Genomic DNA, 18,760 nt, shown 5'->3' with positions numbered 1-18,760 from the left:
AAAAGAAAAACCGGGAAAAGCGAATATGCTCTTTCCCGGTACTTATTTATTAGTTCTCTAAATAAGTATTCATTGATGCTGAGAATGCTTCTTTTAATACTTCTAGCTTTTCCAAGCTTTCTGCTTCTGACCCGCTTGTCACACCAAAATAATATTTTATCTTTGGTTCAGTGCCACTTGGTCGTACACAAACCCATGATCCATCTGCTAGAAGATATTTTAATACATTCGATTTTGGCAATAAAATCTGTTCTGCTTTCCGACCATCCGTAAATGTTCGAAGTGACGTCGAATAATCTTCTTGTGACAAAACTGCAATTCCTGCAACTTCCATCAACTGATGTATACGAATTTGTTCGAGTAAGTTTTGAATCGCCTTCGCCCCACTTACTCCTTTTTTTGTAACTGATACAAGCCCTTCTAAATAATAGCCATGTCGCTCATATAATGTATTTAAAACATCCACTAGTGTCATGCCTTTTTCTTTATAGTAAGCAGCTGCCTCTACGATCGCTAGCACACTTTGTATCGCATCTTTATCTCTCGCAAAGCTTTTGACTAAATAACCATAACTCTCTTCATAGCCAAACAAAAACTCGTACTCTTTCGTTTCCTCATATTGTTTAATCTTTTCACCGATAAATTTAAAACCAGTCAATACATCTTCTGTACTTGCTCCGTGATACTCCGCAATCACTCGTCCTAAATCAGATGTCACAATCGTCTTAAACACACGGCCGTTTGCAGGCATTGTCCCTTTGTCTTTTCGCTGTGTCAATAAATACTCGATTAAAATAGCACCGGTTTGATTGCCAGATAATAGTTTGTATCCTTCTGCTGTTTTCACTGCTAGTCCAACTCGGTCTCCATCTGGATCTGCAGCAACGAGAATATCTGCATCGTATTTTTCTCCGTATTGAATTGCATATTCAAAAGCGCTCTGCTCTTCTGGATTCGGTGATTTCAATGTAGGAAACTCACCATTTGGTTCCATTTGCTCTTCTACATAATGAATATGCTCGTATCCAACTTCACTTAAAATACGCTTGACGGTTTTACCAGAAGCACCATGAAGCGGGGTGAATACTACTCTTACTTTCGATTTGGAAGCTAATCCTGGATTTTCTTGGACTGTTATTAATTCGTTTATATAAGCGCTATCCATATCTTCATCTAACTGAATAACTAAATTTTCATCAAAGTTGCTACGTTTAATTTGGAGTGCATCTCCTGCTTCATTAACGTAACGAATAACAGCATCCGCATCTTCTAGATTTAACTGTGCCCCGTCTTCCCCGTATACTTTAAAGCCATTATATTCAGGGGGATTATGACTTGCTGTAATGACAATTCCCATATAGGCATGTAACTTTCGGACGGAATAAGAAAGTTGCGGTGTTGTTCTAGGTTCACGATACAAATACGCTGTAATCCCATTAGAAGCAAGGGTATTTGCTGCTTCCTGTGCAAACTCTGGGGAAAATCGACGGCTATCGTAAGCTATGACTACCCCGCGATTCATCGCATCCTTGCCGGCTGCTTTTATGTAGGAAGCTAGTCCAGTAGTAGCTTTACGAATTGTATATGTATTCATACGATTCGTACCAGCTCCTATTTCTCCTCGCATTCCACCTGTACCAAATTCTAAATTACGGTAAAATGCATCTTCCATTTGCTTTTCATCGCTAGCTAAAAGCTGAAGATTTTCTTGCCAAACAGGCTCTAATTCCGAAAAGCTATTCCATTGCTCGAACAATTGTTTATATGACATTAGTGAAACTCCCATTCCTCATTTTTTGTATTCTATACCGTAAACGTCATGTCGACGATCTTTTAAATGCTTAACTGTACCGTCTTGTCGTTGGCGTCTTAATATTTCTAGATCTACATCTCCTATTAACACCATTTCAACATTCGGTTCCGTTTCCCCCACTATCCCGTCTCTTGCAAATTCAAAATCAGATGGAGCGAAAATAGCAGATTGTGCATACTGAATATCCATATTTTCGGTTTGTGGTAAGTTTCCTACGGTACCAGAAATAACCGTATAAATTTGATTTTCAACTGCGCGTGCTTGTGCGCAGTAGCGAACCCGTAAATACCCTTGTCGATCCTCTGTACAAAACGGTGTGAAAATAATATTGGCACCCATATCTGTCGCAATTCGTGCAAGCTCTGGGAATTCGATGTCGTAACAAATTTGAATCGCAATTTTTCCACAGTCGGTATCAAATACTTGCACAGAATCTCCCGCACTAATACCCCACCATTTACGTTCGTTTGGGGTGATATGGATTTTATATTGCTTATCAATCGCACCATCTCGGTGAAATAAATACGCAATATTATATATTTCCTCATTCTCTTCTTCTACAAAATGAGAACCAGCGATAATATTAATATTGTAGCGTACAGCTAAGTCTGCAAATAATTCCATGTACTGTGGTGTGTATTCGGTTAATTTACGAACTGCTTGGCTTGGAGAAGGCTCATCTAGGAAAGACATAAGCTGCGTCGTGAAAATTTCTGGGAATACGACGAAATCTGATTGTGCATCGGATGCAACATCCACAAAATACTCACATTGATGGGCAAATTGTTCAAACGAATTAATTTTGCGCATCATATATTGTACCGCACAAATGCGAACTGGATAGCTCGTTTTAAAATGACGTTTCGATAATGGAATATAGTCTACATTATTCCATTCCATTAAAGTAGCATATTTTACGGAAGCTTTATCGTCCGGTAAATAATTTGGGTTAATACGCATTAATGTGAACCCATTCATCAACTGAAATGTTAATACTGGGTCATATATTTTATGGCGTGAAACAGCTGTTACATATTCCCTCGGGGACATTTCATTTGCATGCTTATGATAATTCGGAATCCGACCACCGATAATAATGGACTTTAAATTAAACTGTCTAGCAATATCCTTTCTGCCTTCATACAGACGTTGACCGACTTTCATTCTTCTATAGTCAGGATGTACCATCACTTCTATTCCATATAGATTATATCCATCTGGATTATGATTCGTAATATAACCTGCGTCCGTTACGTCAGACCAAGAATGACGATCATCATACTCATCAAAGTTAATAATTAGACTAGAACAGGAGCCAATTACTTTCCCGTCCAATTCTGCTACTAATTGGCCTTCCGGGAAAATCGTTAAGTGACTGCGTAAATGGGCTACTTCCCAAGGATCCATTCCTGGAAAACAAAGACGTTGTATTTCTAAAATAGATTCAATATCTGAAAAAGTCGTTTGTCTAATAACCATGCTCTTTTCAAATTGAGATAGATCAAATTCTTCCGACATATTATCCACTCCTCAAACTTTTCACTACCTTCTATTATATAACTCTTTTCCTGGCAGTTAAAATGTTTTACATGTTTTACAAGAACCCTTATACTTTGATTTGAGTTCAAATTAGAAATGCGTAAGCGCCTATGTCTTCCCTGACAGGCAAATGTGGAAAAGCGAGGAGGCAGCTTCCCAGCCACCACAAGCGATTTTGTTTGCGACGAGCTTGCGCAGGAGCAGCTTTTTCACATTTGACCCCGAGGGGCAAGGCGCTGAAGCTGGATCGATACTAGATAGGAAAGTTTTACTTTCCTATCTAGTTAAAAGGAGAAACCTATGACAAAAAAAGTCGAAAATCTAATGCTATTCATGTGGGTAGTAGCTTTTACTGCAACACTCGGTTCGTTATATTTTTCCGAAGTAAAACAGTACGAGCCTTGTGTATTATGCTGGTATCAACGCATTCTTATGTACCCACTCGTATTAATAGTTGGAATAGCTTACGTTCAAAAAAATGCAAAAATCGCGTTTACTTCTCTTGCTTTTTCCATTATAGGAGCTTGTATTTCCGCATACCATTATAGCATTCAAAAGTTTAACTTTATGCAAGATTCTGCTCCCGCTTGTGGTAGAGTACCCTGTACTGGTGAGTACATCAATTATTTAGGTTTTATAACGATTCCATTTTTAGCACTTATTGCATTTATCTTAATCGCAATTAGCAGTGCCCTTATTTTAAAAAGCTTGAAGGAGGAAAAATAATTATGAAGAAATTAGCTATATTCGGCGGAATTATTGTCTTAGTTTTTGTGTTAATTTTCGTATTAAATAGCCAAAAAAATAAACAAGCATTAACGGACAACCCTTATGACAAAGAAGTCTTAAACCAGTCAACAATCGATTTAATAAAGGACCCAAACTATCAAAACATCATCCTCCCAGATGATTTAAAAAAGAAGATTGATAGCGGTAAGCCTGTTACTGCTTATTTCTTCAGCCCAGAATGTGTGCACTGCCAAGAAATGACACCAAGACTTACGCCACTTGCAGAGGAAAATAGTGTAGATATCGTAAAATATAATGTACTTGAGTATGAACAAGGTTGGGATGATTATTTAATCAAAGCTACACCGACAATTATTTATTTTAAAGATGGAAAAGAAGTAACTAGAATGGTCGGAGCACAACCTAATGAAAATATTCAAGCATTTTTTGATCAAGTTGTATTGAAATAATTAGAAAGGTCGTGTCATATAGGCATGACCTTTTTTAAAGGAGAATGAAGGATGTTACATACTTTAACATATACCGTACCTGAAGATGGTCTAACGATTGAAACAATTTTACAAGACAAATGGAAGCTAGGAAAAAAACTGATCCATGATTTACGTATGCAAAAAGCAGTGAGTGATACTAGTGGGGAACTATTACAATGGAAATTGCCAAACAAAAAAGGGGACGTACTCGTGTTTAAATGGGAAGGAGAAACATCCAATTATCTTCCTTCCGATCAAATTCCTTTATATGTAGCATATGAAGATGAGTACTTATTAATAGCGTCTAAGCCTCGTGGTGTTGCAACTCATCCGAACGAAGATGGGCAAAATCATACATTCATGAATACCGTATCCCACTACTTATCAGTTAAAGGCAAAAATTATGGGGAACATGTTCACCGAATTGATGAAGGCACGAAAGGTTTAGTCGTTGTTGCGAAAAACCCGATTGTCAAAGGGATGCTCGACCGTATGTTGGAGAATAAAACAATCATTCGCACATACGAAGCAATTGTAGAAGGACAAGTAAAAAACCAGCATGGCACGATTCGCGCTGCAATTGGTAATGATCGTCACCACCCTACGAGAAAACGCGTATCGCCGTCAGGTCAACAAGCGATTACGCATTATGAAGTAGTCGGTAGTCATCCGCAGTTTACTAAAGTACATGCTACTTTAGAAACGGGTCGTACTCACCAGATTCGCGTGCATTTTGCCCATTTAGGTCACCCGATTGTTGGCGATGATTTATATGGCGCGAAAAAAACACCTACTAAAACGTATGAACTGCATGCGTTTAAAGTACAGTTTGTGCACCCGATTACTGGGGAAATGATTATCGTAGAAGATAAAAGATAAATTGAAACGAGCTACTCACTAGTTATGATTTTGACTTGTGAGTAGCTCGTTTTTTATGTTTGTCGCGTTGGACTCATGTTTTGTCGCGTTCATATCTCTTTTTGTTTTGTTCAGGATTTATACTTAGAATGTATCTGGATCCATACCAGTTCTTTCATCTAAATTTAGTGCATCGATATGTTTCATAACTTCAGTTGATAATTCAAAATCGAACACATCAACATTTTCTATTATTCTAGCAGGTGTCACTGATTTTGGAATAACGATTAAATCATTCTGCAAATGCCAGCGAATAATTACCTGTGCTGTTGACTTACCATATTGGGCACTAATTCTATTCAAAGTAGGTTCATCTAGTAGTCCGCCTCTTGCTAGGGGCGACCATGAAGTAACGGCGATCGCTTTTTCAGCACAATATTCCCTAAGATCTACTTGCGTAAGTCTTGGGTGACATTCAATCTGATTGACCATTGGTTGTATATTTGCTTTTGTTGCAATGGCTTCTAGATGATGTTGATGGTGGTTAGAAACACCCGTTGCCCGAATTAGTTTTTCTTCATATAAACGTTCGATTGCGCGATATGTGTCAACGAAAGTTTCTTTTACTGGCCAATGGGTCAAGTATAAATCTACATAATCTAACCCAAGAAGCTCTAGTGATTTTTCGAAAGCTTTTAGTGTTTGATCGTACCCTTGGTCAGTATTCCACACTTTTGTTGTGATGAAAATATCTTCTCTTGCAAGTTTAGAAGTTCGAACTGCCTCTCCTACTTCTTTTTCATTTGCATATAGAGAAGCTGTGTCGATATGACGATAACCATTATCTAAGGCTGTAGAAATAGCTTGCAGTGCAATATCAGGTTCAGTCATTTTATAAACACCTAAACCCATCCGTGGCATCTGTATACCATTTGCTAATTGTTTTGTTGAATCAATATGTAATTCCATGTCCCTCATCCTTTCTTTAAAAGAAAACGACTGAAAAAATCAATCGTTTTTCCTTTGTTTCATAGAAGAAGTGTCATCAGATTGCGCTGGATCAGATACTCGATGATCTTTTTCAAGTTCGTTGTCATCTCGGAGCTTCTCCATTTGTTTTCCTAGTTGCTTTACCTCTTCCATATTTGTTGCCATCGAACCGTTTTCTGGACCATTTTTCAAATTACTCATTTAAAAAATCACTCCTTTTCTATATCCTAGTAAAATTATGTGGCAGATGCAACTCTTTAGATGAACCATTTTAGCCATAAATTCAATTTTAACAATATTTCCTTTTAACCTGAAGTAAGGTATACTTAGTACAGAAAATACTGGAGGAGGCGCTTAATATGAGATTAATCCTAGTTCTTGGCGTTATTGTGTCGTTCCTAGCTGCAATTTTCAAAGCAGGATACGACGACAAACCAGGTGCACCTAACAAGTAAGTATGTTAAAAACGGACGAGTCTTTTATGACGTCGTCCGTTTTTTTAATGTAAGCCAGGGTAATTTTGTTGGCGTAAAGCTTCATATATTAATATTGCAGCCGTGTTTGATAAATTTAGTGAACGAATATTATCATTCATCGGAATTCTGAGCGCTCGGTCTGGATGTGCATCAATGAGTTCACGAGGCAATCCTTTCGTCTCACGTCCAAAAATAAAGAAATGGTCCTTCTCAGCGTCACTAAAGTTATAAGTCGTATGTGGTTTTGCCCCAAACTTCGTGATCAAATAATATTCCGCTTCTGGATGCACTGCAAAAAACTCATCTAACCCATCATAATACGTAATATCTACATGCTCCCAATAGTCTAGTCCAGCTCGTTTTAACATTTTATCATCTGTCGAAAATCCAAGTGGTCTGATTAAATGTAACTTTGCCCCTGTTCCTGCGCAAGTTCTAGCGATATTCCCTGTATTAGCTGGGATTTCTGGTTGATATAACACGATATTAATACTCAACGATTCCACTTCCTATTTCTCTATTGTATAAAACTCTAATCCTTTTCGAATTTCTTCTAGTACCTCTTCTACTGTTTCTGTTTGCTCCGCTTTCTTCAATGCAGTTAGACCTTCGTCTGTACAAATTTTTCCGATTGCCCAAGCTGCTGTTCCTCTTATAACTGGACGAGGATCATTTTCCAACAGTTCGATCAAAGTAGGAACTGCTGACGCTTCTTTGAAGTGGGCAAGCGCTAATATTGCATTTCGTTGTATCGGGTTTTTCCCTCTCCAAGCACCAGACATATGCCCGTAAGTTTCCTTGAACGAACGATTTGTCATATTCAATAATGGCAACAGAAGTGGTTTCACAAGCTCTGGGTCTGGCGTAAATGCTTCTTGGTGCAAATTCGCCTTTCCTTTATTTTTCGGACAAATTGTTTGGCAAGTATCACAGCCATAAACTCGATTCCCTATTTTAGCGCGAAACTCATCTGGCACCATCGTTTTTGTTTGTGTAATAAATGCGATACAACGCTGCGCATTTAACTGTCCGCCTTCGATTAAAGCACCTGTTGGACAAATATCTAAACAAAGTCTGCAATCGCCACATTGATCCTCCATTTGTTCGCTTGGAGCAAATGGAATCGAAGTGATCATTTCCCCTAAATACACATAAGAGCCAAATTCTTGCGTAATTACTGCACAGTTTTTCGCACTCCATCCAATTCCAGCGCGTTCTGCAACAGCACGATCAGACAGCTCACCTGTATCTACCATAGAACGTAATTTAGCATCCGGTATATGCGTTAATATAAATAACTCTAAAAGGGCGAGTTTCTCCCGTAAAACGGTATGATAGTCCATACCCCAGGATGCCCTTGCGAAAATTCCACGTCTTGCACCTTTTACACTTTGAGGAGCGTCTTTCATTTTGGAAGGGTATGCGATTGCAATCGAAATAATACTCTCTGCTTCCGCAAGCAAAAACTGTGGATGCGTTCTTTTTTCAATATCTGGTTCTTCAAAACCGGAAGCATATCCTAACTCTTGTTGACGAATCAATCTATTTTTCAATTCCTTGAATGGAGAAGCAGACGTAAATCCAATTTTATCAATTCCTATGCTCGCTGCGTATTCTAATAGTTGTTGTTGAAACTGATTGATATTCACGATTGATCTCCTTTCTTATGATACACTTAAGAAAATAGTTATAAGGATGGTTGCTATGATTGTTACATTAGATGAATCTTTATTGGAAATCGAACCTAACTTTAAATTAGGTATTATTCATTATACCAAAATTGTCGTTTCTTCTTCGCCTCAAATGCTTAAAGGTCGCCTCCAATTATTTCAAGAACAGCTTTACTTTGAAATGGAAGAGAAAAAAATAACCGAATTTGACGGCATAAAAGAATGGCGTGCATTATGGAAAAAGTTTGGTGCTGATCCAAACAGGTACCGTCATTCGGCTGAAGCATTATATAGAAGAATTGCAAAACAAAATTATATCACACCGCTGCATTCCGCAGTAGATTTAAATAACTTTTTCTCGATGCAATATGAAATACCTATGGGCATATATGATTCAGAAAAGATTCAAGGGAATATAACGATCTCTATCGGCCATGAAGAGACGACTTATGAAGGGTTAAATGGGCGAGAAAACAAATTGCACAACTTACTTACACTTCAAGATACAACCGGTGCTTTTGGAAGTCCATTTGTCGATTCTGTGCGGACAGCAGTAACAGAAGATACAACCGACACAATCCAAGTCGTCTTTCTTCGTCCTTCGATGGATATTGAAGAAGGGCAAGAACTCTTGCAATCAATAGGTGACATGTTCCATCAAATACATGGTGGATATGTAAGTTCCACGTTACTGTCCAGTCACAATAAAGAATGGTTAAATGTATAAACGAATAAAGGTTTTAAAAGTTTTCGGTTCGCTTAGACAAAATGTTTTCCTTAAGCGAACCGAAAAAGCATGAGCGTAAAACAATAACAAAGAGTTCGAATACTTTTTCATACTAATTCTCAAATAGTCCCGTTTGTTCTCCATCAATAAGGAGCTTCCACGTTCCGTGTTCCTTCCATGTAATTTTGCCCTTGTAATAATAGATTGTTCCTAACCCTCCACCATCTATCGCGCTACTTTCCAGCTTAAAAATGGTATTTTCTACTACCTTCCCTTTTTTATCGAGCAACTTCACCTCAATTATTTCCTTATCTCCAATTACGCTTTCTAAATATACTTCATATGGTTTACCGATTGGAATCTCCTTTGGAGAGTCAACCATTGTATAGTGTTCCGTTTTAGGAAATGGTGGGAAGACATTAACTGTAAATGCTTCGAATAGAACATCCTCTACATAAAAGGATAACTGCCATACCCCTTCTGATGGGAATGGAATAAAGCTAGTTAATGTATGAGCATCCTCACTATAAAGACCGCTTGAAAGAACTCCTTCTGTTAAGTTGATTTTTTCTCTTTTTGTATTTTCCGCTTCTACTCGGAAATTTTTGTCCACAAGCGCATGCTCATCTCCCCAGAAGTAAAGCATTAGCTTTGCTCCTCTTCTCCTGTCCTCAGCAACAAATTGTTCATTAAAAACAAGAACTCCTATCCTATCTACAACTCCAAGCACTTTTTGATTACTATCTGGTAATGTAAATACTGTTCCTTGTTGTGCACTTAATTTGTAATCATTTTCATGCGTTAAAAAAAGAAAGAAAAGAATAGAGCATATTCCAACAATAATAAGAATTGGTGTTAAAAAGACTGTTTTCTTATGTGGATTCTGCTTAGATCTTAACATATATAATACTTTCCTTTTTTGTTCGTTCTCAAGAGAATATTTAGGAAGGTTTTTTAAACGATTTTGCAGTTTTTTATAATCCTCCATATTCATACCCCTCCTTTTTCATTAGTGTCCTCAACTTTTTTAAGGAGCGGTGATACATTACATTTACATTATTCTCGCTACTTTTCATTACGCTACTAACTTCCTTGGACGACAGATCCAAAATTCCTTTAAGAATAATTACTTCTTTATAATTTGCTGGTAGTTTATTAATTGCATTGTATAAATCGCTCTTTTCTTGATGAAGGATAATGTGTTGCTCCATATCAATTAAAAAATTCTGCTCTTGCGAAAACATATGCTTGATTTTGCTCCATACTCGATTCCTTCGATAATGATCAATCACCATATTCCTTGCGATGGATATGAGCCATGTTTTTGGCTGAGCGCTCTTGTTAAACTTTTTTATTTTGCCGATCGCACGAAGAAAGGTTTCTTGGACAAGATCTTCTACATCCATTGATCCTGTATAGTATATTAGAAAGCTCGTAATATCCCTTTCATATAACTCAAACCATTCTTCAATCATTTTTTTCTCCAAGCGATCCCCCCTTCCTTTATTAATTAGACGAATGTATTTCTTTAATCTTACAGGAAAAAATAAAAAATCAACCATTAAACATGCAATGGTTGATTTTCTATAATAAATTTTACTTTTTAATTAATATGCACGACCGAACCAAACTGTATGCTTCGATTCTTTCCCACAGTTGATACAAGTAGACTTTTCAGTCGGTGGATTGAAAGGAATATTACGTGTAGTAAATTTCGTTTCATTCTTCACATTCTCTTCACAAGAGTCATCCCCACACCATCCTGCAAGAATCCATCCTGGGATTTCTCCTTTTTCAGTTGAATCCGCAAGATGTTGTTTTAACTCATCTAATGAATTTACATGTGTATGAGAGTGTTGATCGCGGAATGCACGTGCCTTTTCTAGTAAACGTGTTTGCATTGTTGTTAGCTCTTCTTTAATACGCTCTACTAAATTAGGGATGTCAACGGATACTTTATCCGCTTCGTCACGCGCTTTGATTAACGCTTGGTTATTTTCTAAATCACGCGGTCCTAATTCAACACGAACTGGAACACCTTTTAACTCCCACTCATTAAATTTAAAGCCAGGAGATTGATCGGAATCATCTAGACGAACGCGAATACCTTCTGCTTTTAATGAAGCAAACACTTCATCTAATTTTTCCATAATTGCAGGATTCTTTTTCCAAGGGCCTACTGGTATTAATACAACTTGAGTTGGCGCAATACGTGGTGGTAATACAAGCCCTTGCTCATCCCCATGAACCATAATAACAGAACCTATTAAACGTGTAGATGTTCCCCATGATGTTGTATGCACATGTTGGTGTTTGTTTTCTTTATTTAAATACTTAATATCAAATGCTTCCGCAAATTTTGTTCCTAAGTAATGAGATGTACCCGCTTGAACCGCTTTTCCGTCTTTCATCATTGCTTCAATGGAATACGTATCTACAGCCCCTGCAAAGCGCTCAGAAGGTGTTTTTTGGCCATCGTAAACTGGAATAGCCAAAAGCTCTTCTACAACCTCTTTATAAATGTTAAGCATTTGCATTGTTTCAGTGCGTGCTTCTTCTTCATTCGCGTGTGCTGTATGCCCTTCTTGCCATAGAAATTCAGAAGTACGAATGAAAGGAAGTGTTTTCTTCTCCCAACGGAATACATTCGCCCATTGGTTGATGAGTACTGGAAGATCACGATAACTTTTAATCCAATCCGAATACAAATGGCCAATCATTGTTTCCGAAGTTGGGCGAAGTGCTAGACGTTCTTCTAGCTTCTCACCAGCAGCTTCAGTTACCCATGGAAGCTCAGGAGAAAACCCTTCAATATGATCCTTTTCCTTTTGGAAGAACGATTCTGGAATGAGCATTGGAAAATAAGCATTGCGATGTCCCGTCTCTTTAAAGCGTCGATCCATTTCAGCTTGAATATGCTCCCAAATTTCATAGCCATCTGGTTTAAAAGCGATGCAGCCACGAACAGGCGTGTAATCCATTAAATCTGCCTTCTGAATCGTGTCGATATACCATTTTGAAAAATCATTTTGTTGTTGACTTGTCATTTAAAAAAAACCTCCTTAAAATAATAAAAAGCACAGAGACATCCTCCTGAAAGGACGTCTCTGTGCTGAATAGACGTGGTACCACCTTAGTTTAGCTAAAATTACTTTTAGCCCTCTAAACGTTTGATAACGATAACGACTCGGTTATGTTTGCATAACATCTCCGTGGTAGGTTTCAACAAGAAGCAGTGATATAGCTCTCAGCACTCGCTATATTTTCTGTTTCACAATTCTCATTTACTTGGCCACTTCAAAGATTAGATATACTTAATAATATACCAAATAGATTAAATTAATACAATCCGAATCAATAGGATTTCGCTTTGGACTACGTTCATTAGGAAACATTGTGGTAACTTTTCCATTCCCTAACAACATTTTGGTACATAACTTCGATATCAAGTGCAAAATGCACTGCGGAAAATTTTTCAACAGATTCGCTTGCCCTAATAGACATCAATTTTTTATTACGTTCATCATCTAAGATTTTATTTATTGACTGTAAAAAAACATCATTCCCTTGAAACGTATAACCATTTACACCGTTTTGAAGAACACCATCTAAACATCGGTCCGCTTTTGCTACGACTGGTAGCCCTGATGCTAGTGCCTCGATGTAAGTAAGTCCCTGGGTTTCACTTTGGGAAGCACTAACGAATACATCTCCCAATTGATAATACATACCAATGGAATCCCATGGTCTCTCCCCTGCAAAAATTGTTTGATTGGTTATCCCCAATTTTTTTGCCAGTTCTTCTAAATTACTTCTTTCTAGACCATCGCCTATTAGCACAAATTTCATATTACTGTTACTACTTAATAAGGGGCTCATCGAAAATAGTAGTTCCTCAATGTTTTTTTCCTCTGAAATCCTTCCGATGTATAAAAGCACTTTATCCTTTTCTCTAATGTTTAATTCAGTACGCAAGTTTTTCACTTCATTGGATGTTTTATTGAATGCTGAGAACTTACTAAGCTCAATACCTGTTGGAATAACCGATATATGTTGCTTTACTTTATATGAACGAAGTAATTCTTTCACTTTTTCAGTAGGAACAATGACCTTGTCTACAGAATTACAGAAATTAGCGCTGATTTTCCTAGCCGTATTCTTAGCAATAAAATCAAATATTTTAAACTTTACTATGTAATGCGTGTAATCCTCGTAAATTGTATGGTATGTATGGAGAAGTGGAATATTTAATTTTCTTGCCATAGATCTCCCGAAAACTCCTAGCGAAAATTCGGTATGCGTATGAATAATATCTAGCTTTAGTCTTTTTATAAACTTTACTAATCCAGTGTGATAGAACATTCCTAAGCGTCTTGCACTTGCGAATGGAATGCTAGGCATTCTGTAAACATTACGCTCATTTTCTGTTGCGTTCGGATCGGTTGTTGTAAATACATACACTTGGTGTCCGAGTGTTTCCAGATTTTTTTTTAGAATTAGGACAGAGGTCGCCACTCCATTAATTTGCGGAAAATATGTATCGGTAAAAAGTCCAATTTTCATTTCAAAGCACCCTCTTTTTTAGCTGATCGTCAAATCATACTGTAGAAATGTAGAGTATAAATAGCTGCTTAATAAATAATTGTTAATTTCTTCCATTTATTGGAGTTAAAAAGTATCACCTGCATTGAGATTTTTTGCTTTCTCAATGGTATACTCTATTTCTGAAGCGGCGATTAACTTCCTATATTCTTGTTCTAATTGTTTTCCTATGAATCTAATATCTCTTTCCTTTGCTACCTCATAACCTTTCTCCACTAAAGACGGGAGTTCTTTATTTAATATTCCTTTAATTGACACTTTAAATTGGTCAAGACTATTACTTTTATACACATTTTCATTATTAGTAAGCCAGTCTTCGTAAATTGGAATATCACGAATCAATACTGGTATTTTCATAGCCAATGCTTCCAGTAATACAATTCCTTCAGTTTCTTCGTGCGTAAGAAATAAAAACAAGTCACTTCCGCTATATGCATCCCGAAGTTCTTCACTATTAACATACCCAGGGAAATATAAATTGGGTAAAGTAGTTTCAACTGCTTTTTTTACTTTAGTTGAAACCGCATTTAGATTTGTATAACCAAACCAAATAAACGTATATTCTGGCATCGATTTTGCTAGTTCTACAAAGTCTAATATTCCTTTTCTTTCTATATAAAGTCCAACAGAAATAATAACCTTATCACTTTCATCTAATTGATACTTTTCTCTGAACCTCTTACTATATTGATTATTTTTCGCAAAATAATGTAAATCAATCCCATTAGATATATTTACAATAGGATTCGTTAAACCGTATCCTTTTAACAGCCTTTTAGAATAAGGCGTCGGGGTAATGATTAAATCGCCACTACTATAACACTTCATAATCCATTTTTTAAAAAATGGTGCTAGAAAGTTAGAGCCCCGGAATGAGTTTTTAAAATCTTCTTCTGTGGAGTGTGCATGATAGACAACTTTCTTTCCCTTTGCTTTCGCAAACTTACTCATCCATAATGAACTTGGGAAAACGGTATTAATATGAACGATATCAAAATCATCCTTTTTATTTATTGTATAAGATAAGTTATTTTCTTCTAAAGCTTTTTTTTGATGATTAATCGCTCTACCCACACCACTTTTTTCCACTAACTTTAAATGCTCCGAATACAATAATATTTTCAAAATGCATTTCGCCCCTTTGTAATTACTTAACAAATCCAATCAGGTATTGTAAGAGAGCAGTTAATCCCCAGCTATATATAGCAATAGACAGAGGTTTTCCTAATAAAATAATGACGAAGAATTTTTGCAGTTTCATTTTTGTTAAACCCGCAATATAACAAAGTAAATCATCGGGAGCTATTGGAAAGAAAATAGCATATGCAAACATTTTATCGAATGTATTTCCTCTATTTAACCAACATATGCATTTTTCAAAAGATTTTTCTCCTACGATCCTTCTAACAAACTGTTTACCGTATTTTGGGGCAAGTAAAAAAACAATAATAGACCCTATACAAATACCGATATAATTATATAATAAGCCAACCCAAGGTCCAATATGATAATTCCTACAACACAACTTATAGCACCATACCCATAAATAATAAAAGCTCCAATTATGATTATTCCAAGTAGGGTAGAATAATTCAATAAATAATTCACTATCTTTTTTGTACCTTTAGCTTTTATCTCTTCCATTGATCCACCTTCAGTAAAAGAGTCTTGCATCAAGTGTAAACTTCTATATTATTTGGAACAATGGCATTTTTGTAAAAGTAATGTTATGTTATTGTGTTGAAATGTAAATATGATAACAGCGAAAAATGATATAATGAACGATACAAACATTCTTGAAGGAGTACGAATACATGCAAACATTACAAAAGCTTTCCAATCGCCTCTTCTACCTACCTCCATATCAAAAAACAGATCGCCCAATATTAGCAGCTATTGTAGGGGACAATCAGACACTGTTGATTGATGCTGGGAATTCTTCTAATCACGCTAAACAATTCAAAGAGCAATTAGCTTCCTATCATATCACCGGAGATATTCTGGCTCTTACACATTGGCATTGGGATCATGTATTTGGCTTGTGTGAAATGAACATGCCTTCAATCGCCAATTTCATGACCTATGATAAAGTAAAAGAACTACAGGAGTTATCATGGGAAGACAAGGAGTTGGACGAACGTGTCAAAACAGGGATTGAAATTCCGTTTTGTGCGGACGCGATAAAGCTAGAGCTTGGAAGTAAGCGAGAGGTTATCATACCAGATCCCACTATCATTTTTGAAAAGCGAATAAAACTCGATATCGGTGGGGTTGCCTGTATCATTGAACATGTAGGTGGAGATCATTCAGCTGATTCGAATATCCTCTATATACCGGAGGAAAAAACGCTATTTCTTGGTGACTGCCTCTATGCAAATATGTACGCTGAAAAATGGCATTATACCATTGAAAAGATGTGTAAGCTTTTGGAGAAAATCGAAGGTTATAATGCGGAAATCTATTTCCTATCTCATCATCCAGCACCTTTGACAAAGGATGAATTTGCTTCCTTTGTTTTATTATTGAAGACAAGTGCTGCACTTACGAAAAAACATGAGGGGGAGCTAGAGCCAATTGCTGCAGAGATATCCTCGCAATTCCAACGTGAATTGACTGAAGACGATTTAGAAATAATCAGTTACTTTGTGAATGGGTATGCGTAACATGTTATTATTGTATTAATTACTAAAACTTGTTCATCTCCAAATGCAATTAGCCATATTACAATAGATTTATTAAACCACAGTGGATAGAGCCTCTTTATGAAGCTCTATTTTTTTACCTTCTTATAAATTTCCTATTATTTCTAATTGATTCGAATCAAACTCACAAAAACTATTGCTGTTTGTTTCTGTTTAATGTATCTCTAATATTTTTACTAATTCTTTGCTTTCTACAAAATTTTCTACAATAAAAAAAGAATCCCTGATATATCAAGGATTCTTCGCTGTTTATGATACCGGTGGTCGGGGTCGAACCGACACTCTCGAAAGAACGGGATTTTGAGTCCCGCGCGTCTGCCAATTCCGCCACACCGGCAAATAATAAGAGTCAAAATGTATTTATAAAATTGGAGGCGGCAACCGGATTTGAACCGGTGATAAAGGTGTTGCAGACCTGTGCCTTACCACTTGGCTATGCCGCCGAAGGAAATAATGGAGCGGAAGACGAGGTTCGAACTCGCGACCCCCACCTTGGCAAGGTGGTGTTCTACCACTGAACTACTTCCGCAAATAAACTGGGGTACCTGGATTCGAACCAGGGCATGACGGAATCAAAATCCGTTGCCTTACCGCTTGGCTATACCCCAATGGGGCGACTGATGGGAATCGAACCCACGAATGTCGGAATCACAATCCGATGCGTTAACCACTTCGCCACAACCGCCATTATTAAATAAAAAAAAGAGCTAACTCAAAAGGAATATGGGGCGACTGATGGGAATCGAACCCACGAATGTCGGAATCACAATCCGATGCGTTAACCACTTCGCCACAACCGCCATTATTCAAGTTAACCTATAAGTTGGCAGGGGCAGTAGGAATCGAACCCACATCAAAGGTTTTGGAGACCTCTATTCTACCGTTAAACTATGCCCCTAAAAACTGGTGGAGGGGGACGGATTCGAACCGCCGAACCCTAAGGAGCGGATTTACAGTCCGCCGCGTTTAGCCACTTCGCTACCCCTCCAAGTGGTGCCGGAGAAAGGACTTGAACCCTCAACCTACTGATTACAAGTCAGTTGCTCTACCAGTTGAGCTACTCCGGCGTTAATAAAAACATGGTGGCTCAGGACGGAATCGAACCGCCGACACAAGGATTTTCAGTCCTTTGCTCTACCGACTGAGCTACTGAGCCTTCTTCGATTTGTGCTAAGCGGCGAATCTCTTCGTCAGCTTCATTCGTTCAATCAGTCACGTACTCTAGTACGCTCCTTCTTTCACTCATTCGCTTCCTCGACCTTCTTGCTTATCTCAAATCTCAAACTTAATAAATGGCGGTCCCGACCGGGATCGAACCGGCGATCTCCTGCGTGACAGGCAGGCATGTTAACCGCTACACCACGGGACCATTTGGTTGCGGGGACAGGATTTGAACCTGTGACCTTCGGGTTATGAGCCCGACGAGCTACCGAACTGCTCCACCCCGCGATAATAGTATTAAAATTTATGGTGGAGGATGACGGGCTCGAACCGCCGACCCTCTGCTTGTAAGGCAGATGCTCTCCCAGCTGAGCTAATCCTCCGTAAAATGCTGGTGTTGTTATTTAAAATGGTGACCCCTACGGGATTCGAACCCGTGTTACCGCCGTGAAAGGGCGGTGTCTTAACCGCTTGACCAAGGGGCCATTATGTATAAGAGAAGTTATCTGGCGGAGAGCAAGGGATTTGAACCCTTGAGACAGGGTTACCCGCCTACACGATTTCCAATCGTGCTCCTTCGGCCACTCGGACAGCTCTCCATTAATGGCTCCGAAGGTAGGACTCGAACCTACGACCAATCGGTTAACAGCCGATTGCTCTACCACTGAGCTACTTCGGAATATTACTATGTCTAGCGACGTCCTACTCTCACAGGGGGAATCCCCCAACTACCATCGGCGCTGAAGAGCTTAACTTCCGTGTTCGGTATGGGAACGGGTGTGACCTCTTCGCCTTCATCACTAGGCATATTAATTTGAAAGACAAGTATTATTATATCATAACTAGAGAAATTTGCAATAGTTTTTTTAAAATAATTTTTTATTCTTTCAAAACTGGATAAATGACATTTTACAATAAATACATTTGGTTAAGTCCTCGATCGATTAGTATTCGTCAGCTGCACGTGTCGCCACGCTTCCACCCCGAACCTATCTACCTCAT

17 protein-coding genes, 16 tRNA genes, 1 rRNA gene and 1 other annotated feature are annotated in these 18,760 nt (G+C 37.9%); of the genes, 5 read left to right on the top strand and 29 right to left on the bottom strand.

Features of this window, described 5'->3' with window-relative positions:
* Positions 1 to 49 precede the first annotated feature (49 nt).
* Entirely contained in the window at positions 50 to 1,771 is a 1,722-nt protein-coding gene (locus tag ACIQYS_RS19710; RefSeq protein ID WP_402983833.1) for a phospho-sugar mutase, read from the bottom strand.
* A gap of 18 nt (positions 1,772 to 1,789) precedes the next feature.
* On the bottom strand, positions 1,790 to 3,331 hold the full coding sequence (locus ACIQYS_RS19705) for a GNAT family N-acetyltransferase (protein ID WP_402983830.1): 1,542 nt from the start codon (positions 3,329 to 3,331) through the stop codon (positions 1,790 to 1,792).
* A gap of 321 nt (positions 3,332 to 3,652) precedes the next feature.
* Between ACIQYS_RS19705 and ACIQYS_RS19700 the strand changes: the two genes are divergently transcribed.
* From ACIQYS_RS19700 to ACIQYS_RS19690, 3 genes are read left to right on the top strand one after another with little or no spacing between them, the layout of a single operon-like run.
* Positions 3,653 to 4,078: a disulfide oxidoreductase gene (locus ACIQYS_RS19700; protein ID WP_402983827.1), complete on the top strand. Its 426-nt coding sequence runs from the start codon at positions 3,653 to 3,655 to the stop codon at positions 4,076 to 4,078.
* A gap of 2 nt (positions 4,079 to 4,080) precedes the next feature.
* Positions 4,081 to 4,551 (top strand): thioredoxin family protein, encoded by a 471-nt coding sequence (locus ACIQYS_RS19695; protein WP_402983824.1) that lies wholly within the window; start codon positions 4,081 to 4,083, stop codon positions 4,549 to 4,551.
* 51 nt (positions 4,552 to 4,602) lie between these two features.
* The gene (locus tag ACIQYS_RS19690) at positions 4,603 to 5,451 is read left to right on the top strand and encodes an RluA family pseudouridine synthase (protein WP_402983821.1); all 849 of its coding nucleotides are present in this window, start codon (positions 4,603 to 4,605) and stop codon (positions 5,449 to 5,451) included.
* Positions 5,452 to 5,574: 123 nt separating this feature from the next.
* On the opposite strand, the gene ACIQYS_RS19685 is transcribed toward ACIQYS_RS19690, so the two are convergent.
* From ACIQYS_RS19685 to queG, 4 genes are all read right to left on the bottom strand, one after another.
* Positions 5,575 to 6,399: an aldo/keto reductase gene (locus ACIQYS_RS19685; protein WP_402983818.1), complete on the bottom strand. Its 825-nt coding sequence runs from the start codon at positions 6,397 to 6,399 to the stop codon at positions 5,575 to 5,577.
* Positions 6,400 to 6,438: 39 nt separating this feature from the next.
* On the bottom strand, positions 6,439 to 6,621 hold the full coding sequence (locus ACIQYS_RS19680; protein WP_093270605.1) for a hypothetical protein: 183 nt from the start codon (positions 6,619 to 6,621) through the stop codon (positions 6,439 to 6,441).
* A 298-nt stretch (positions 6,622 to 6,919) separates the two neighbouring features.
* Complete coding sequence (trmL, locus tag ACIQYS_RS19675; protein WP_402983815.1) at positions 6,920 to 7,393, bottom strand: tRNA (uridine(34)/cytosine(34)/5-carboxymethylaminomethyluridine(34)-2'-O)-methyltransferase TrmL; 474 nt, start codon at positions 7,391 to 7,393, stop codon at positions 6,920 to 6,922.
* A gap of 12 nt (positions 7,394 to 7,405) precedes the next feature.
* Positions 7,406 to 8,545, bottom strand: a complete 1,140-nt coding sequence (gene queG, locus ACIQYS_RS19670) for a tRNA epoxyqueuosine(34) reductase QueG (protein ID WP_402983812.1) — start codon at positions 8,543 to 8,545, stop codon at positions 7,406 to 7,408.
* A 55-nt stretch (positions 8,546 to 8,600) separates the two neighbouring features.
* Here queG and ACIQYS_RS19665 point away from each other — a divergent pair, with 55 nt between their 5' ends.
* Positions 8,601 to 9,293, top strand: coding sequence for a B3/B4 domain-containing protein (locus tag ACIQYS_RS19665; RefSeq protein ID WP_402983809.1), 693 nt, complete (start codon positions 8,601 to 8,603; stop codon positions 9,291 to 9,293).
* 112 nt (positions 9,294 to 9,405) lie between these two features.
* On the opposite strand, the gene ACIQYS_RS19660 is transcribed toward ACIQYS_RS19665, so the two are convergent.
* From ACIQYS_RS19660 to ACIQYS_RS19635, 6 genes are all read right to left on the bottom strand, one after another.
* Positions 9,406 to 10,281, bottom strand: coding sequence for a hypothetical protein (locus ACIQYS_RS19660; protein WP_402983806.1), 876 nt, complete (start codon positions 10,279 to 10,281; stop codon positions 9,406 to 9,408).
* Positions 10,268 to 10,780 carry an RNA polymerase sigma factor gene (locus tag ACIQYS_RS19655; RefSeq protein ID WP_402983803.1) on the bottom strand — a complete coding sequence of 171 codons (513 nt, stop codon included), beginning with the start codon at positions 10,778 to 10,780 and terminating at the stop codon, positions 10,268 to 10,270. The genes ACIQYS_RS19660 and ACIQYS_RS19655 overlap by 14 nt, the downstream gene beginning before the upstream one ends.
* Positions 10,781 to 10,900: 120 nt before the next feature.
* Positions 10,901 to 12,340, bottom strand: a complete 1,440-nt coding sequence (gene proS, locus ACIQYS_RS19650) for a proline--tRNA ligase (protein ID WP_402983800.1) — start codon at positions 12,338 to 12,340, stop codon at positions 10,901 to 10,903.
* 47 nt (positions 12,341 to 12,387) lie between these two features.
* Positions 12,388 to 12,603, bottom strand: a binding site (T-box leader).
* Positions 12,604 to 12,677: 74 nt separating this feature from the next.
* Positions 12,678 to 13,856 carry a glycosyltransferase family 4 protein gene (locus tag ACIQYS_RS19645; RefSeq protein ID WP_402983796.1) on the bottom strand — a complete coding sequence of 393 codons (1,179 nt, stop codon included), beginning with the start codon at positions 13,854 to 13,856 and terminating at the stop codon, positions 12,678 to 12,680.
* A 105-nt stretch (positions 13,857 to 13,961) separates the two neighbouring features.
* Entirely contained in the window at positions 13,962 to 15,020 is a 1,059-nt protein-coding gene (locus ACIQYS_RS19640; RefSeq protein WP_402983793.1) for an LTA glycolipid anchor biosynthesis glycosyltransferase, IagA/BgsA family, read from the bottom strand.
* Positions 15,021 to 15,042: 22 nt separating this feature from the next.
* Entirely contained in the window at positions 15,043 to 15,420 is a 378-nt protein-coding gene (locus ACIQYS_RS19635; protein WP_402983790.1) for a TVP38/TMEM64 family protein, read from the bottom strand.
* 289 nt (positions 15,421 to 15,709) lie between these two features.
* Here ACIQYS_RS19635 and ACIQYS_RS19630 point away from each other — a divergent pair, with 289 nt between their 5' ends.
* Positions 15,710 to 16,558, top strand: coding sequence for an MBL fold metallo-hydrolase (locus ACIQYS_RS19630; protein WP_402983787.1), 849 nt, complete (start codon positions 15,710 to 15,712; stop codon positions 16,556 to 16,558).
* 294 nt (positions 16,559 to 16,852) lie between these two features.
* On the opposite strand, the gene ACIQYS_RS19625 is transcribed toward ACIQYS_RS19630, so the two are convergent.
* The 17 genes from ACIQYS_RS19625 to rrf all read right to left on the bottom strand — a co-directional run bounded on the left by ACIQYS_RS19625 (position 16,853) and on the right by rrf (position 18,563).
* Positions 16,853 to 16,934: transfer RNA gene (locus tag ACIQYS_RS19625), tRNA-Leu, on the bottom strand.
* 32 nt (positions 16,935 to 16,966) lie between these two features.
* A tRNA-Cys gene (locus tag ACIQYS_RS19620) sits at positions 16,967 to 17,040 on the bottom strand.
* Positions 17,041 to 17,051: 11 nt separating this feature from the next.
* Positions 17,052 to 17,126: transfer RNA gene (locus ACIQYS_RS19615), tRNA-Gly, on the bottom strand.
* A 7-nt stretch (positions 17,127 to 17,133) separates the two neighbouring features.
* Positions 17,134 to 17,205 (bottom strand) — tRNA-Gln (locus tag ACIQYS_RS19610).
* 1 nt (position 17,206) lies between these two features.
* Positions 17,207 to 17,282, bottom strand: a tRNA-His gene (locus ACIQYS_RS19605).
* Positions 17,283 to 17,321: 39 nt separating this feature from the next.
* Positions 17,322 to 17,397, bottom strand: a tRNA-His gene (locus tag ACIQYS_RS19600).
* Positions 17,398 to 17,421: 24 nt separating this feature from the next.
* Positions 17,422 to 17,495, bottom strand: a tRNA-Trp gene (locus tag ACIQYS_RS19595).
* Positions 17,496 to 17,501: 6 nt separating this feature from the next.
* Positions 17,502 to 17,585, bottom strand: a tRNA-Tyr gene (locus ACIQYS_RS19590).
* A 3-nt stretch (positions 17,586 to 17,588) separates the two neighbouring features.
* Positions 17,589 to 17,664, bottom strand: a tRNA-Thr gene (locus ACIQYS_RS19585).
* A 13-nt stretch (positions 17,665 to 17,677) separates the two neighbouring features.
* A tRNA-Phe gene (locus ACIQYS_RS19580) sits at positions 17,678 to 17,753 on the bottom strand.
* A 137-nt stretch (positions 17,754 to 17,890) separates the two neighbouring features.
* Positions 17,891 to 17,966 (bottom strand) — tRNA-Asp (locus ACIQYS_RS19575).
* A gap of 3 nt (positions 17,967 to 17,969) precedes the next feature.
* Positions 17,970 to 18,046 (bottom strand) — tRNA-Met (locus tag ACIQYS_RS19570).
* A 19-nt stretch (positions 18,047 to 18,065) separates the two neighbouring features.
* A tRNA-Val gene (locus tag ACIQYS_RS19565) sits at positions 18,066 to 18,141 on the bottom strand.
* A 27-nt stretch (positions 18,142 to 18,168) separates the two neighbouring features.
* Positions 18,169 to 18,243, bottom strand: a tRNA-Glu gene (locus ACIQYS_RS19560).
* Positions 18,244 to 18,265: 22 nt separating this feature from the next.
* Positions 18,266 to 18,357, bottom strand: a tRNA-Ser gene (locus ACIQYS_RS19555).
* 5 nt (positions 18,358 to 18,362) lie between these two features.
* A tRNA-Asn gene (locus tag ACIQYS_RS19550) sits at positions 18,363 to 18,437 on the bottom strand.
* A gap of 10 nt (positions 18,438 to 18,447) precedes the next feature.
* Positions 18,448 to 18,563: ribosomal RNA gene (gene rrf, locus ACIQYS_RS19545) — 5S ribosomal RNA — on the bottom strand.
* Positions 18,564 to 18,760 lie beyond the last annotated feature (197 nt).

Source organism: Psychrobacillus sp. NPDC096426, from assembly GCF_044762745.1.
Lineage (GTDB): Bacteria > Bacillota > Bacilli > Bacillales_A > Planococcaceae > Psychrobacillus.
The sequence above is the reverse complement of the archived record's forward strand: the minus strand, read 5'-3'. Positions and strand labels throughout refer to the sequence as shown.